Below are 14,659 nucleotides of genomic sequence, written 5' to 3'. Positions count from 1 at the left end.
TAATTAAGTTTTCTCCTGCTTTCCAGAGTTCTCATCTAGAACTTCTCCCCGTTATAGTCCAGCTCCATCAGCAGACTTCTCCTCAAAAGCTCCTCAACGACGCTCCAGTAGCATGGGCCTGTCTCAGGAGCTCCCTAACGGCCTCCTCACGCATAGGATGAACAGCGGTGATGCTCAGTATGTCCTCCTCAACGTTGCCCGAGAAAGCGAAAGCGTTGCCTTCGTGGTCTATGAGTACCCCACAGGATTCAGCGGGGGCCTCGTGGGAATAGCTATGTAAGCTTTGTCCGGATCTAGCCCCCAGGAACTCGGCGATTCCCCTGGACTCATCACTGTAATCCACGTTGGTTTGGCCTAAAAGCGTATAAACTTTGCTCACGAACGGAGCTTCCTGAAGTAGGCCTTCATCGCGGACCAGTTGAGGGCTATGTGGACAAACGACAACCCGAAGAAGGCAAAGCCTAGGTATGTGTGGAGGGTATCGGCCAGACTAACCGGCAAGGTTAGCCCGAATTGAGCTGCCAGTGGAGCAACCAGAAGGATTATTCCCGTTATTCCTGTAATTAACCATAGGGCAAAGAGGGTGAGTGAAACCCACATCCTCAGCTTATAGCTCATGACGCTACCCCCTTACAAACCTCTGGCCATTTATGATTATGATGTCGGCCTTCAGCTCGCCATTTTCATAGCTCGCGAAGACTTCAACCCTATCCCCAACGTGGAGAAGGAGAAGCATGTCTTTCCAGTTGTATTCAGCCCCATCTGGCCCCGTCCACTTACCCCTCACCGCTATCGTCTGCCCCTCCACGACAAAATAGCGGTCAACCAAGTTGACCTCCTCAACGATGCCTGTGATGTTTAAAGTCGTGATGTTGAGCACTTCCCCGGGATTCGTCACGGTGAGATTGATATCCTCAGGGGGCTGTCCTATGTAGAACCCGATGGTTACCCTTTCCTCAGTACCGTAAGGACAGCCACTGCCGTATTTAAACACAACGTCAAGGGTGCCGTTGCCGAGAACTCTGACGGTGTACTGCTTGAAAGCTGTGTACGGATCAAGGAGCTCTGTCTCAGTCTCGTTGATGACCTCAACGTTTTCGGGATTCTCCGTAACTATCTCCCAATCAGAGTACGGACAGGGCTGGGCGTGTTTGAACTTCACGGTAACATTAAGGATAACCTCCGTCCCCGGCTCAGGAACGTAGGCCTCAGCTGGAATCACGCACAGCAGGTCCGAGCCCTCATGAGAAACTGCAGATCCAGCGTAGATGACTCCGTTTGATGCGATTATCGAGGAATTAGACGGAAGAACTGAGGTGGTGCTCGAGAGCCTTCCCTCTTCCCATTTAACCACGAAGGGCAGAGCCGTAAAGAGGATGCACAGGATGAATGCCGCGATAAGTTTCCGCTCCATACAGTGAAATCTTACATATGAAAGAGGATTTAAGCTTTTCGATCATGACCTAATTTTCGCAAACATTAGTGTTTAACTTTAACATTTTTATTTACGCAAACGTTTAAATTCCCATATGTGGGTAATCCTCCGGTGAGCCTTAATGAGAAAGTACCTAGCCCCGCTTTTAATTGGAGTTTTGTTGCTCAGCGTGATTTCAAGCGGATGTATCGGAGAAAAGAATATCACAGCCTCAAATACAAGCCCCACTTCGGCAACCCCCACCCCGTCTGAAAACAGCGAGGTTGTGCTGACACTGATTGGGCCTAATGGAGAAAAGAGCCTGACGCTCGAAGGCCTCAAAAGCCTGCCTCAGATCGAAGGCAAGGGCGGATACAAAACAAAGATGGGCTCGATAAAAGGAGTTGGCACTTATAAGGGTGTTTCCCTAAAAGAGCTGCTCGAGCTCGTTGGTGGCCTCTCACCGGACTACAACGTTAGGATAGTCGCCGCCGACGGCTACTCCGTTGTAGTGAGCTACGATTTTGTCCTTGGAAAGGGAATTGACACCATGGACGAAAATGGAAACCCCACAGAGGGAAGCGTTGTACCCATAATAGCCTACGAGTTCAACGGAGAGCCAATAACCTTTGAGCTCGATGGGAAAGTTTACCCCATACAGATCGCTCTTGTCGGCGATGATGGATGCATAACTCCGGGCAACCTATGGGTTAAAGCAGTTACAAGGATAGAGGTAATTAAACAATCGTACACCAGCACCGGGACTAACGAAGAACCGAAAACCGGGTATATAACTGTCACCGATTTTAGAGGGAAGGAAGTAAAAGTCTCACAGCCAGTAAACAGAATCGTCGCCATTTACGGACTCGCTGCACAAATGGTCTACCTAATAGGCGAAGGTGAAAAAATCGTTGGCGGAACTCCGATGGTTGTGAGCGACAGCTTCATTCAGCTGATTGATCCAGATGCAAAGGACAGAGTAATCTTAGCGGGTGATCCAACGAGTGCCAACGTGGAGGAGATTAAAAAGCTCAATCCAGACGTTGTTTTTACCGCGGCTTGGGGAGATGAGCGGGTCAACGAGCAGATAGAAAGCCTCGGTATCCCGGTCATAGTCCTTGATCTGGAAACCGTTGAGAGCTACCTGAAGAGCCTCGAGATAATGGGCAAGGTTCTCGGAAAGGGGAACGAAGTAAAGGAGATAACAAAATACTACGTAAACGCTATGGAGCGGATAACAAACAAGACGTCAATGCTCAGCGAAGACCAGAAGCCAAGGGTTCTCCTGGTCATGTACAGCATGAAGAGCAAAGCCTTCAAGGCTCCAGGTCAGGAATACTTCCAGAATAGGTTAATCGAGATGGCCGGAGGAATAAGCGTTTCCAAGGAACTGCCGGGAGGGTGGAACGTAATAAACGTCGAGCAGGTTGCGGAGTGGAACCCCGACGTTATAATAGTCGTGGGTTACTCCCCAGTTTACCCGAGCACGAAGATAAAGGAAGACATCCTCAATGACCCAGCATGGGGGCAGATAAGGGCCGTGAAAGAGGGTAAAATCTACGCCATGCCAAACGACGGGGAGAGCTGGGACTACCCGGCTCCAAAGTGGATTCTCGGCCTCTACTGGACGGCAAAAGTTCTGCATCCAGAGCTCTTCAGCGACTTGGACATAATGAAAGAAGCCAACGACTTCTACGAGAGGTTCTTTGGGATAAGCATCAACGATGTATCGCTGGTTGGTGATATAAGTTGAAGCGCTTCGTTTTTCTTTATTTCATTGTTTTCATTAGTTCCTTGTTCGTGGGAAGATTCGCATTCAGTCCCTTCAACATGGACGAGCTAGCCAAGACCATACTAGTTGACGTGAGGCTGCCAAGGATCGTGGCGGCTTCCCTCGTCGGCGCTTCGCTCTCCCTGGCTGGACTGGCCTTTCAGAACGTCTTCAGGAACTATCTAGCCGGCCCGAACATTCTGGGCGTGACCAGCGGTGCAGCCTTCGGTGCCGTCGTCGCGATAATGCTCTTCTCATTCAACCCATATTTCGTCCAGATGTTCGCCTTCGTTTTTGGCATCACTGCCGTCTTCATTGCTTACAAAATGAGCAGACTCGTTGGAAACGGCATAGTTGGACTTCTGCTGGCTGGAATAGCCGTTTCAGCTTTCTTCTCGGCACTCGTCGGTATGGCAAAGTATCTGGCGGATCCATACGACCAGCTCCCCACCATAGTGTTCTGGCTCCTCGGGAGCTTCGCTGGAATCAGATGGGTTGACTTGAAGTTCTTCTCCATCCCAATGATTATCGGGATAGCCGGTCTTATCCTCCTCCGCTGGGCGTTTAATGTACTCTCTCTGGGGGAAGAGGAAGCAAAAGCCCTCGGAATGAACGTCTCCCTATATAAAAAGCTCGTGATTGGGCTGGCAGCGCTGGCAGTTTCGGCTGCAACAGCCGTGAGTGGGATAATCAGCTGGGTCGGTCTCGTCTCACCCCATATAGCCAGGCTCTTAGTCGGCTACGACAACAGGAAGCTTGTTCCAGCGTCGGCATTTACAGGTGCGATACTGCTCGTGATCTGCGACGACATAGCAAGAACACTGACTCCAGCAGAGCTTCCCTTGGGCGTTGTGACTTCACTGATTGGAGCACCGATTCTGGTGGCGATACTTGCCAGGAGGAGAGAGCATGCTAAGGGTTGAGAACCTAGAATTCTCCTACCGCAACAGCCGGATACTCAAAGGGATCACGTTTGAACTCGAAAAAGGTGTTGGATGTCTCCTCGGGCCCAATGGGGCAGGAAAATCAACACTCCTGAAGTGCATCGCGGGGATTTTAAGGCCGCAGTCCGGAAAGATAGAGCTCGATGGAACAGACTTAGTCGGCCTGAGCTTCAGAGAGCGGGCAAGGCTCGTTTCATACGCTCCCCAAGAGTTCTCAATAAACTTCCCCTACACGGTTTTTGAGGTCGTACTCATGGGACGCAGCCCCCACGCGAACCTGCTCACTGGGCCGGGGGACGAAGATGAGGAGAAGACCATGAAGGCCCTCAGAGCTCTTGGAATCGAAGAGCTGAAGGACAGACCGTTTACCTCGCTGAGCGGAGGTCAGAAGAGGCTGGTGCTCATAGCCAGGGCCCTCGCACAGGGAGGAAGGCTAATCATATTTGACGAGCCAACGTCGTTCCTTGACTTCAAAAATCAGCTCCTCGTTCTTTCGGTCATTGAAAAAATCGCCAAAAAGCTTGGAAAGCTGGTTCTCCTATCACTCCACGATCCGAACCTGGCTCTTCTGTTCTGCGATGAGGTATTCCTGATGAAGGAGGGCAAGGTTCTGATGCACGGCAAAGCCGAAGATGTCATCAACGAGGATACGATGAGCATCCTCTACAACCTACGGGTCAGGCTTGTAAATGTTGACGGACAGCCAATCGTCGTTCCAGAGAAAGAAAAGCACGGCAAGATTTAAAGCTGAATTCAAGAAGCCCTCGTAGGGAGAGGAGCGCGATGAAGATAGCGACCGTCAGAGGCATGAATTTTGAAGTCCCCAACGACGCGTGGTGGAGCTTCTACAACAGTCCCTATCCAGCTCACAAACTTGGGACGGCAGTTGATGTGTACTTTCCCGAGAAGGCGCTGTTTCCCCTTGAGGAGGGCATCGTTGAGGGCATCAAAAAGGTCAGAACTCCCGCTCACGTACCCATAAGGGAGGACTACGTTATGATTTTCCGCATTGGGGAATTCTGCCTCAAAGTTCTCCACGTTAAACCCACGGTTAAGGTAGGGGAGAAAGTTGCCCTTGGGGACGAAATTGGGGAAATGACAGTGTCGGGATTTTACATGCCGTGGAGCGACAGACACGTGCACTTCGAGCTTCGCTCCTGCGAGAATCCCTATCGCGCGAGGGGTGCTTTTCAAATTCGGCCGGAGCTTTTGAGGCTAGTCCCCACGGCGGAAGGACGGGAATTCGAGGTCGTCGAACGCCGTGAAAACTACTGCTGGATAGTGCCCATAAGACGGAGAAAGGAAAACCTGACACCAATTGCTTTTAATGACCATCCCATTGAAGGGGGCCTGCCGCACTATCACTACGGGGCAGTTTTTGGAAACACAGAAAAGGTTAGGGTACTTAATGTTGAGCTGCCAGCCCAGCAAATCTCTTCAGGGGCTTCGATTTTTAGAGCTGATTTCGAGATTATGGCAAATGGAGAAAAAGCTATAGGAGTGGGAATATACTGCAATCAGGAAAAGCTAAAGCTCGTTGGAGGTAATTTTGAAGAAGGGGAGATTATTGTGCTCACCGCGTTTCCAAAGACCCGGAAAAGTCGGAGAGTGTATTGAAACACCTCACTACATCTTTCCAGACCCACTCTCTGTTTTCAAGTGTGACCTCGAAAAGGGCATCGAATTTTATCTTTCCCCTTATTTCGTTGAGGAGGTCTTTTTCTGACTATCAGAATGGAATCCCCACAGATATATCTGAAAACATCAAAGTAGCCGAGCATCTCTAAGTACCCGATTTCGTCGTACACCATTATCTTTCCATCTCTCTGGAGCGCCCGCTTTATGAACTCGGGGGCATCTGGATTGAAGTAGAACTTCCCGAATTTGAAGTCTATTTTCCCGTTCAGATGCCAGGACGACTTTCTCGCCAGTTTTGAGGTCTTCAACGTAAAAACCACTATCAAAACGCTCGCTTATTATTCCATATATATCGTCCAGCTCTCTGATAGCCTTTCGACTATCATAATTCCCAAATGAGAAGCACGCTAATAAATTTTTCTATTTAACAGATAGCAAATTTGTTTAACGGAAGTGTTATATATAAATCAATTTTCATGTTTGGTGGTGATTCCCCATGAAAAAGTTTGTGGCAGCACTGTTGATTCTAACAGTGTTCATTTGTGGGTGTATAAACCAGGAAACAACAAGCCCTACCCCAACACAGTCCACAACACAGTCCTCAGCTATAACATCCTCACTTCAAGCGTCGTTTGCTATAAAGGTCAGCGGACTTACAACTGGAGAGATAACACCGGAAGAACTTCAGTCCCTGGGAGGCGTGGAGTTCAATGCAACCCTCGTAAAGTCAACTGGGGCCAAGATAAACAACACATACGTGGGAGTTCCACTCAAGAAAGTGTTTGAAAAGCTGGGAATTGATGAGAGCAAGGTCAAATGGGTCAGGTTCAGGGCGGAGGATGGCTACGAGATAACGTTGAGCATGGACGATTTAAAGAACGCCTACCTCTGCTGGGAGGAGAACGGAGAGCCTCTCGGCCCCGACAACGGCGGCCCCATCAAACTCGTCATACCCAACCAGCCTGGAAAGCTGTGGCTCAAGTGGCTGAGCGAAATTAAGCTGATCGGGGACGAGAACGCAGTGGTGATACACGGGAAGACCAAGGTAACGGTTGTGGTGACCCGGGAAGATATCGACGAGCTGATGAAGTCCTTCGGAATGGAAGTGACTGTAGAGCTGAGAGGAGAGAACGTGACCTTCAGTGGAGTTCCGCTAAAGCTCTTCCTTGACAAAGCCCGCCCCGATGACGATGCAGTAAATATAACCTTCATAGCAAAGGATGGATACAGCGCCACGCTAGATTTCATGGCAGTCTATGAGAACGATAAAGCAATACTCACCCCAGACTTCAGGGTGGTAATCCCCGGCGAGCCGAGCAGGACTTGGGTAAAGGACCTGAAGGAAATCGTGATAGGGTGATTCCATGAAGTGGGCCGTTCTTGCAATCATCATCCTTCTCACATTTTCCCTCGGCTGCATAAGTCAGGGGAACACCAGAGAAACGACGACTCCCGCGTTAGTGTCCCTCAATGTATCAACCGAAGATTATTCGAACTGGACAGTCTATGTCACAAACGGCGAGAACGTTACGGAATATACCCTCGACGAGCTCAAGGGGATGCCCATGGAAGAGATGCTTGACAAGGATCTATCCATCGGAAAAACACTGGTGTGGAAGGGCGTCCCACCCCAAAAGCTCGGAAAAGGCGACGTCATAAATTTCGTTTCCGATGATCTGTATCTGGTGAGCATTCCGTACTACACGAAGATGATTCTGGCCCTATACGTGGATGGAAATCCACTCCAGGGAAACGACGCGCCGATAAAGCTCATCGTCGATCTGAGCTATGGCTGCCGCTGCAACTGGATTAAAAAGATTCGCGTCGTCGAGTTCGTAAGGAAGAGTGAGTGCTTCTCCGTTTACGGAGAGGTGTTCAACATACTCTACTTCTCGCCAAGAACCCTCAACATCTTCCGGGGGATAGATTCCATAGTGAAAAACGAGAGCAACTCAGCAAGGCTCAAAGACGTCCTCGATAAGGCGATCCTTAAAGAGACCGCAAAGAAAGTCGTTTTTGTGACCGGAGAGGGAAGATTCGAGTATTCTCTGGAGGAAGTGCTCGAAAAAGACCCAACGATTGTCTATGAAGACGGAGAATTCAAAATCCCAGAGCTCGGAATAAATGACCTTAAAGGTATTAACATCGAAAAGTGAGGGATTCTCATGCTACTGAGGAAATTTAAGAAAAAGGCCCTAAAACTAGTTGACGAGGATTTCAGAGTCTTAGATTTTTCATTTGGCCTGCCGTATACCTACGTCCTCATCGAGGGCAGAAGGGGAAAGGCCCTTGGAGTCGCAATGACCCTGCCGGAGGAGGTACAAAGGTACGAGAACTCCATCGAGGAGCCCTCTCTGGAGGCGTTCATAGAAAAAGCCGACAGCCTGAACATCATCGAGAGAGCCTTCGGCTTAGCAGCGATAAACGCCGTCTCTCAATATCACATCGACCTGAGCGATGCAAAGTGGATCGACGCCGTGGAGTTGCTCGATGAGAGTATTGAGAAGGTCGCAGTTATTGGAAACATGCCTCCCATAGTCAAAGCCCTGCGTGAAAGGGGCTTTGAGCTCTACATCTTCGAGCGCAACCCGAAGCTCTGGGACAGGAACACCTTCAGCGATGCCCTTGAGTACTGGCTTCTGCCAGAAGTCGATGCAGTAATGGCAAGTGCAACCTGCATCCTGAACGGAACCATCGACATGCTGCTTGACAGGGCTAAAAACGCCAGAATCTTCCTCTTGACCGGTCCAACGGGCCAGGTTCTTCCAGAGTTCTTTAAGGGCACAGGGGTAACGCACATAGCCTCGATGAAGGTTGTGAACGTCGAAAATGCAATACTCCAGCTGAAGCTTGGCTGCTTCAGGGGATTCTCCAACGAGAGCAAGAAGTACGTCGTTGAACCTTGAGGGTTTTTCTTCTTTTGTCGTTTCTTCCACACATATTCAATGAACAATTCCGAACATTATAGCCTTCTCCGCGTCACAAATCTTTTTAAACCGAAAGCGACTCCCGAAGGCCTCAAGGTGAGAAAATGAGTCAGAGAGTTTCGGTTGCGGTTAGAAACGCAATGGTCTCGAACCGCTACCGCTACGTCCCCAGGATGCCGCGGTGGTTTTACTCTTTCGTGCCCTTCAAGGTAGCCACAGGTGGAAGCTCCGCCTTGGTCAGCCTCTACCTCCTTGAGCTGGGCGGGAATGCCTCGACCGTCGGTCTTACTTTCGCACTGGCGAGCTTGGCATCGATGCTCGGCGCTCTCTTCTGGGGAAAGCTCAGCGATAGGACTCTGAGGAGGAAACCCTTTATACTGCTCGGCTTCGCGAGCGTGCCGCTCTTCCTAACGCTGATGGCACTGGCGAGAACTCCTGCACAGCTCATAGCAATAAACACCGCCTACGCATTCTTCCTTGCATCGACGCTTTCCGTGCCGATAGCCCTGGTTTTAAGAAGCGTCAGAAAGCACAGCTGGGACTACGGTATAGGGAAGTTTAACGAGATAAGCGGCTGGGGCTGGGTGCTCGGTCTAGTTCTCGGCTTTGGCCTGTCAAGGTTTCTCACGATTCCCCAGCTGTTCGTGGCATTCGCCCTCTTCGGTCTGCCATCTGTGTTCATGGCCCAGAGGATGATACGGGAGGTCCCGATATATGTCAACAGAAAAGCCATAAGAGTATTCGGCAACTATGTCATCGAGAAGGCTCGCTACTTCCCTAGCTTCATCCTCCACACCAATTTCAGCCTTCCAGAGGGTCTGAAAAGGTTCTACATATCGTTTCTGCTCTTCTGGATAGCGGCAGGACTGTATTTCCCGCAGGTCCCCGTGCTCCTTACGGAGAACGGCTTCACTAGGGAAATCATTTACCTTGCCCTGATCGTCAACTCCACCATAGCGGCCCTCAACTACACCAGCGTCGGGACGAGTATGGGTGAAAACAAGGAAGGAACGCTTAGAAAAGGCCTCCTTATCAGAACAGGGGCGTTCGTAGCAATCACCGTCGGCGCGCTGATCTCCCCGGCACTGCTCCCCCTGGCGTTCGTCTCATACGCCCTGGCTGGCTACTCCTGGACCTTCATAGGTGTTTCATCGACGGCCATAGTTAGTGAAAATGCCGGTGAAAAGGAAAATGGAAGCGCTATGGGGACCTACAACGTTGTAAGCTCTGCTGGTTATATCACGGGAAGCGCCCTCGGCGGCTGGATTGTAGCCACTGCAGGCTTTGGAACAGCTTTTGGCCTTGGCTTAGTGCTCCTTGGGGGAAGCATCGCGCTATTGAGGAAATGAAAAGAGAGTCAGAACTTCAGAACCCTAGCTAGGACTATCAGAGGGTCCCACACGGGAGCGAAGGGTGGCGCGTAGGCCAGATCCGTGAAGAAAACATCCTCCGTGGTGAATCCAGCCTGAATCATGGCCGCTGCAGCGTCAATCCTTGGCAGTATCTCCCCACCGACGGCCTGAACGCCAAGCAGCCTGTTGGTCTCGTTGTCAACGACGCCCTTGAGATGGATTTCCTTAGCCCCGGGATAGTAGTGCGGCCTCGTCTTCGCCTTTATGAAGGCGGTTCTAACGTCGTAGCCCTCTTTTATGGCCTCGGCCTCGGTGAGACCGGTCTTACCTATCTCAAGGTCAAGGAACTTGGTTATGCTGGTACCAAGGACACCCGGGAAGGTTATTTCCTTGCCGGCGATGTTGCTCCCGGCCACGTAGCCCATCTTATTGCCTGACGGAGCCAGTGGAATCCACACGCGCCTGCCGGTTATGATATGCCGAGTCTCTGCTACATCTCCAGCGGCATAGACGTTCTCAACACTGGTCTGCATCTTTTCGTTCGTCCAGATTGCCCCAGTTTCGCCTGTTCTAACTCCAAGCTGTTTGGCTAGTTCAGTGTTGGGTTTTATGCCCGTTGCAATTATAACAAGGTCAGCGGGATACTCGGAGGCGTCGGTGACTACCTTTTCGACCCTTCCGTCACCCTCTATCCTCATCGTCAGCTCCTGCAGGCGGAGGTTGAGGTGGGCTTTGAGTTTCTCCTCGACTATATCGGTAATCTCCTTGTCGAAGGTCTTTCTAAGAACGCGCTCACTCCTGCCGATGAGCGTTACGTTCTTGCCCTGGGCGACAAAGGCCTCGGCCATCTCGATGGCTATGTAGCCCGTTCCAATGATGACGACGTTTTCAACATTGTTCTTCTCAATGTAATCTCTTATCGCAACGGCATCCGGAGGGAGATCTGCAGTGAAAACTCCCTCTAGCTCGAGTCCCTCTATGGATGGAACATGCGGGGAAGCACCGTTGGCGAAGACGAGGTAATCCCACTCGTAGGTGTGTTCTCCGTCTTCCTCGCGAACCTTTACAGAACCCTCTTCGACCTCTATTACCTCTGCCTTCATATGAAGGTCTATGCCACGCTTCTTAATGAAAACCTCCGGTGGATAGTGCATAAGCTTCTCCTTCGGCGAGATTCCTTCTACCACGTATGGAACTCCGCAGGGAGCGTGGCTGACCCATTCTGTTGCTTCAAAGACCTTAACGTCCCATTCCGGCTTCAGGCGCTTGATGCGAGATGCAGCGCTCATTCCAGCTGCTCCACCACCTATGATAACGACTGTCTTCTTCATAAGAATCACCAAAAGAGGTTCAAAACCTACGGTTAAAAAAGTTGGCGGACAAAAGCGGATCACTCCTTCTTCCTAAGGAAGTACTTCCTGCCCCTGACCTCCACCATGCGGTATATCTCACCTTCCCTCAGATCAATGCCTGGCTTGTCAAGCTCATATGTCTCATAGGTTTCCATATCCATCAGCTGAACTTCGTTTGGGGTTATGCTTGTCACCATCGCCTCGCTTTTCTCGTACTCCACCCAATCTATACCCTCCCTCTTCACGGTCTTCCAGTCCCTGTGCTCACTTTCGTTGGTCGAAAGGTTCCTGAGGCTCATGCCCTTCCCATCGACCCTCTCAACTTCATAGACGTTGCCGCGCCTATCTTCAACTATGTCCCCTTTCTGGAACTTCGGGATTCTAATGCTCACGCTCGTGCGGTAGACTTCCTTACTCGTCAGCCTGTCCATGCCCACGAGTTCATAGGCCTCACTTATTGTTCCGCCGAAGCGTTCCTTTATTGCCTGGGCAAGCTTTCTGGCACTCGAAGTCGAACCCATGTAGAAGTCCAAGCCTTCCTCCTTCTCTATAGTATCTTGAATGAAGCCCATCCTGTCCTTGCGCATTATCTCGTCAACCTTCTCCTCCACGAGCTTGCCTATGGCCTTCCTTTCCGCCTCTGTTAAGGGCCTATCTTCCGCCCTGACCTGAAGGATAGCCTCAAAGTAACCGCCGAGGAACTTCTGACAGCGGGGACATACCGTCTGGCGGACGTAGACCGTCACGTACTTGACCTCGTCGTGGAGCTCGCGCTGGAGCTCGTGGATTCTGGCTTTAACACGAACTTCATAGGTTATTATGGCAGGGAAGTACTCGATGTGCCAGTCCACCGGCTGGAAGGCTACTACTGCCGCTCCAACCGGGAGATCGTTTATTTCTCCAAGTTCTTCCATTGAAACTACTTCAAAGCTCCTCACGCGTTCGTCGAGGGAATCCCCGAGCTCCTCAAGGAGAGCACCCTCAGCAACTTCAAAAATAAGCTCCTCAAGCTCGTAGGTGCTCGGGTCAACCCACACCCCTCGCTTCTTGTAGCTCCCACAGTTTTGACAGAGCTCTGTGTTTATCTCTCTTTCGATGAGCAGGACAGGGTTCTCTTTACGGAAGCACACTTGGCAGAGACCAATCACTAGAGGCCCACCCTCGCTCTCGCTTATTCCACACCTGTAGCAGAACCTCTCACTCATAGTTCTCACCGGAGAAGAAGTGAGAAGGGATGTTTAAAAAATCTCTGATTTCCTCAGAGGAACATCTTGGCCATTTGGGCATGTGGAATTCCCTGGATCCTCAGGACTCTATCCTCGTCCACATAGCCCAGCTCTATAGCCTTTTTAACGCATCTTTCGCCCGTGAGGTTAGCTATCGTGGCTTCCTCGAGAAGGCTCTCCAGGGCATCTTCCTCAACTAATTCTCCTTTGTAAAAGCGTTCCTTTACTTCTAATTGGAGTTCTCCTTCTCTGAAGGTCTTTCCAAGAAGCTCCTCGTCGCATGCTGCTAACAGAACTTCTCCCTGAACGCGATAGACCTTGATGTATATCATGAGCGCCACCGAGAAGAGAAACATCCGGTGGTTTAAAAGCATTGGGTAGAAAAATCAAGAGAGAAGAAAAGAGGGCATCAGCCCTCGGAACCTTCAATCTCGTTAACTGCCTCCTCGAGCAGTGTGTAGGCCTTGAGGATGTTGAGATAGGCCTTCCTGACGTACGGAAGTGCCGCAACGGCGAGGTTCTCTCTGTACGGGTTCATGTACTTCTTTGCCTCTGCGTAGTACTCGTCGGCGAGCTCCTTGTAGCGCATGGCCTCCTGAAGGGTCTCGTTGTCAACACCGAGTTCGACGGCCTTCTGGTAGAGCGGATCAAATTTCTGGTTGTACCTCCAGTAGAGCATGTACCAGACGTAGTTCCAGGTGCTGACGATGTAGCGGGCGGTCTTGTACTCGATGGTGACTGTAACTGGGGATGCGTACCTGACCTTGACAATAGTGTAGACGGCATTCTGGCCCTCAATGATATAGTACTCGAGCACATGATCGCCGGCGACCTTGACGTACTGGGTGTCAACTGGAAGGGTGACTAGGAGATATCCAATCGTACCGCTGGAACCTTCAGCGGTAATCTCTATCATCGTGCCGCTGTCCGAAACATTGATATTGGTTACACTGCCAAGTCCCGTGGCGATGTATGGTTCTATCTGGGTAGCATCGTAAACCTCATTGCCAGCGAGTTCATTCACTTTGACCGTAAATGTTCCGGAGTAGTCCATGTAGTAGTCACTGATGACGTAGATATTGAAGGTCTCTTCAAACTTAAGTGGGACGAAGTAGACATCCACTTCACCGTTGTCAGTGTAGTACTCCCTGCCGTTCACGATGACTTTGGCTGGAGCGTTTATCGGTTGCATGGTCGCAAGGTCAAGGAGCTTGATCTTAAGCACCGACTGCTTGCCAAGCGTGGCCTCTGAATAGACTGCCACAAACATCTCTGGACTGCCCACTTGGAATATCATAGGCGCGTAGGTGAGAGCCTCGCCAGTGTCGGAATCGACGAGACCCATGACTCCAAGGTAAGTTCCATAGTTGTTGAGTTCTACAGTGGCTTTTATAGTCTTGCTGGTGCCCTCTGTGAATGTAAACGGAGTACTATCAACGCTGATGTTGCCGTTATCGCCGAGTATCTGGTAGTAGAAGACGTACTGGATTGGGTTGTAGTCAACTGTGTCGTAGCCGTAAACCGCGATGAGGTAATAGCCCGGCTCTGGCATAAACTTCTCAAATACCTCGTCGGAGGTTGGGCCTATCTGCTCCCAGTAGAGGGTGTAGTTTGTGAAGTTCATGAGGTCCTCGTAAGTCGGGAAGTAGAATATGTACAGATCAAGGTCAGCGTTCGGGTCTTCTGGCTGGGTGATTCCGAACTTGATATAATAGTCAGAGCTGAATATTGGAACTGCGCCAATAACGTCCCAGCTATCCTGGCTGACGTTCCTAACCATTGCATAGGCCTGGTCTAGCCTGCCGACTCCATAGCCGACGACACTGGCGTTGAAGTCACCGTAGTCGTTGCTCACGGTGGCCTTGACGGTGACGTTTGAGGGCTGGGCAACGTCCTTGAGTATGAGCTCAGGCTCGATGGAAACTGAGGTCAGGCTGACCTCAATCTCGTACTGGGAAGTGTCGTAGCCGCTGAGGTACTTGGTGAATATACTAGAGTAGGCAGTTATCTCCCAGGTGCCCTCGACCGGGTTGGG

15 protein-coding genes and 1 pseudogene are annotated in these 14,659 nt (G+C 50.7%); 8 read left to right on the top strand and 8 right to left on the bottom strand.

Going from position 1 to position 14,659, the window contains the following annotated elements; genetic code table 11:
• Positions 1–82: 82 nt before the first annotated feature.
• Genes E3E33_RS09750 through E3E33_RS09740 form a run of 3 tightly spaced genes read right to left on the bottom strand, consistent with a single transcriptional unit; the run spans position 83 to position 1,414 of the window.
• On the bottom strand, positions 83–343 hold the full coding sequence (locus E3E33_RS09750) for a hypothetical protein (protein ID WP_206203325.1): 261 nt from the start codon (positions 341–343) through the stop codon (positions 83–85).
• A 32-nt stretch (positions 344–375) separates the two neighbouring features.
• Positions 376–618, bottom strand: coding sequence for a DUF4405 domain-containing protein (locus E3E33_RS09745; protein WP_167711951.1), 243 nt, complete (start codon positions 616–618; stop codon positions 376–378).
• A gap of 4 nt (positions 619–622) precedes the next feature.
• Positions 623–1,414, bottom strand: coding sequence for a hypothetical protein (locus E3E33_RS09740; RefSeq protein WP_240912073.1), 792 nt, complete (start codon positions 1,412–1,414; stop codon positions 623–625).
• A 142-nt stretch (positions 1,415–1,556) separates the two neighbouring features.
• Between E3E33_RS09740 and E3E33_RS09735 the strand changes: the two genes are divergently transcribed.
• From E3E33_RS09735 to E3E33_RS09720, 4 genes are read left to right on the top strand one after another with little or no spacing between them, the layout of a single operon-like run.
• Positions 1,557–3,167, top strand: a complete 1,611-nt coding sequence (locus E3E33_RS09735; protein ID WP_167711952.1) for an ABC transporter substrate-binding protein — start codon at positions 1,557–1,559, stop codon at positions 3,165–3,167.
• Positions 3,164–4,108, top strand: coding sequence for an iron ABC transporter permease (locus tag E3E33_RS09730; RefSeq protein ID WP_167711953.1), 945 nt, complete (start codon positions 3,164–3,166; stop codon positions 4,106–4,108). Before E3E33_RS09735 ends, E3E33_RS09730 begins: the two co-directional genes overlap by 4 nt.
• The gene (locus E3E33_RS09725) at positions 4,095–4,874 is read left to right on the top strand and encodes an ABC transporter ATP-binding protein (RefSeq protein ID WP_167711954.1); all 780 of its coding nucleotides are present in this window, start codon (positions 4,095–4,097) and stop codon (positions 4,872–4,874) included. The genes E3E33_RS09730 and E3E33_RS09725 overlap by 14 nt, the downstream gene beginning before the upstream one ends.
• 38 nt (positions 4,875–4,912) lie before the next feature.
• Positions 4,913–5,746, top strand: a complete 834-nt coding sequence (locus E3E33_RS09720) for a M23 family metallopeptidase (RefSeq protein WP_167711955.1) — start codon at positions 4,913–4,915, stop codon at positions 5,744–5,746.
• A gap of 38 nt (positions 5,747–5,784) precedes the next feature.
• Here E3E33_RS09720 and E3E33_RS09715 read toward each other — a convergent pair whose 3' ends face one another.
• On the bottom strand, positions 5,785–6,075 hold the full coding sequence (locus E3E33_RS09715) for a hypothetical protein (protein ID WP_167711956.1): 291 nt from the start codon (positions 6,073–6,075) through the stop codon (positions 5,785–5,787).
• A 188-nt stretch (positions 6,076–6,263) separates the two neighbouring features.
• On the opposite strand from E3E33_RS09715, the gene E3E33_RS09710 reads away from it, so the two are divergent.
• From E3E33_RS09710 to E3E33_RS09695, 4 genes are all read left to right on the top strand, one after another.
• Positions 6,264–7,127 (top strand): molybdopterin-dependent oxidoreductase, encoded by an 864-nt coding sequence (locus E3E33_RS09710; protein WP_167711957.1) that lies wholly within the window; start codon positions 6,264–6,266, stop codon positions 7,125–7,127.
• A gap of 4 nt (positions 7,128–7,131) precedes the next feature.
• A complete protein-coding gene (locus E3E33_RS09705; RefSeq protein WP_167711958.1) occupies positions 7,132–7,923 on the top strand; it encodes a hypothetical protein in 792 nt (263 codons plus the stop codon).
• A gap of 9 nt (positions 7,924–7,932) precedes the next feature.
• The gene (locus tag E3E33_RS09700) at positions 7,933–8,673 is read left to right on the top strand and encodes a Rossmann-like domain-containing protein (protein ID WP_012571260.1); all 741 of its coding nucleotides are present in this window, start codon (positions 7,933–7,935) and stop codon (positions 8,671–8,673) included.
• A 125-nt stretch (positions 8,674–8,798) separates the two neighbouring features.
• Entirely contained in the window at positions 8,799–10,043 is a 1,245-nt protein-coding gene (locus tag E3E33_RS09695) for an MFS transporter (RefSeq protein ID WP_012571261.1), read from the top strand.
• Positions 10,044–10,051: 8 nt separating this feature from the next.
• On the opposite strand, the gene cdr is transcribed toward E3E33_RS09695, so the two are convergent.
• The 4 genes and pseudogenes from cdr to E3E33_RS10885 all read right to left on the bottom strand — a co-directional run.
• Positions 10,052–11,377 carry a CoA-disulfide reductase gene (gene cdr, locus E3E33_RS09690; protein WP_167711965.1) on the bottom strand — a complete coding sequence of 442 codons (1,326 nt, stop codon included), beginning with the start codon at positions 11,375–11,377 and terminating at the stop codon, positions 10,052–10,054.
• 59 nt (positions 11,378–11,436) lie between these two features.
• On the bottom strand, positions 11,437–12,603 hold the full coding sequence (locus tag E3E33_RS09685; RefSeq protein ID WP_167711966.1) for a 60S ribosomal export protein NMD3: 1,167 nt from the start codon (positions 12,601–12,603) through the stop codon (positions 11,437–11,439).
• A 53-nt stretch (positions 12,604–12,656) separates the two neighbouring features.
• Positions 12,657–12,956, bottom strand: coding sequence for a DUF424 domain-containing protein (locus E3E33_RS09680; protein ID WP_167711967.1), 300 nt, complete (start codon positions 12,954–12,956; stop codon positions 12,657–12,659).
• A 77-nt stretch (positions 12,957–13,033) separates the two neighbouring features.
• Positions 13,034–14,659: pseudogene (locus E3E33_RS10885) on the bottom strand (pyrolysin (pls)); the annotation flags it as partial.

Origin of the sequence: Thermococcus sp. GR5 (genome assembly GCF_012027535.1) — an archaeon.
Classification (GTDB): Archaea; Methanobacteriota_B; Thermococci; order Thermococcales; family Thermococcaceae; genus Thermococcus; species Thermococcus onnurineus.
This window is presented reverse-complemented; position numbering and strand designations above follow the sequence as displayed.

Bases quoted from the DNA above. Each gene is read 5' to 3' on its own strand.
- E3E33_RS09745 (WP_167711951.1), bottom strand. From the start codon at position 618: ATGAGCTATAAGCTGAGGATGTGGGTTTCACTCACCCTCTTTGCCCTA.
- E3E33_RS09740 (WP_240912073.1), bottom strand. From the start codon at position 1,414: ATGGAGCGGAAACTTATCGCGGCATTCATCCTGTGCATCCTCTTTACG.
- E3E33_RS09735 (WP_167711952.1), top strand. From the start codon at position 1,557: ATGAGAAAGTACCTAGCCCCGCTTTTAATTGGAGTTTTGTTGCTCAGC.
- E3E33_RS09725 (WP_167711954.1), top strand. From the start codon at position 4,095: ATGCTAAGGGTTGAGAACCTAGAATTCTCCTACCGCAACAGCCGGATA.
- E3E33_RS09720 (WP_167711955.1), top strand. From the start codon at position 4,913: ATGAAGATAGCGACCGTCAGAGGCATGAATTTTGAAGTCCCCAACGAC.
- E3E33_RS09710 (WP_167711957.1), top strand. From the start codon at position 6,264: ATGAAAAAGTTTGTGGCAGCACTGTTGATTCTAACAGTGTTCATTTGT.
- E3E33_RS09705 (WP_167711958.1), top strand. From the start codon at position 7,132: ATGAAGTGGGCCGTTCTTGCAATCATCATCCTTCTCACATTTTCCCTC.
- E3E33_RS09700 (WP_012571260.1), top strand. From the start codon at position 7,933: ATGCTACTGAGGAAATTTAAGAAAAAGGCCCTAAAACTAGTTGACGAG.
- E3E33_RS09695 (WP_012571261.1), top strand. From the start codon at position 8,799: ATGAGTCAGAGAGTTTCGGTTGCGGTTAGAAACGCAATGGTCTCGAAC.
- cdr (WP_167711965.1), bottom strand. From the start codon at position 11,377: ATGAAGAAGACAGTCGTTATCATAGGTGGTGGAGCAGCTGGAATGAGC.
- E3E33_RS09685 (WP_167711966.1), bottom strand. From the start codon at position 12,603: ATGAGTGAGAGGTTCTGCTACAGGTGTGGAATAAGCGAGAGCGAGGGT.
- E3E33_RS09680 (WP_167711967.1), bottom strand. From the start codon at position 12,956: ATGATATACATCAAGGTCTATCGCGTTCAGGGAGAAGTTCTGTTAGCA.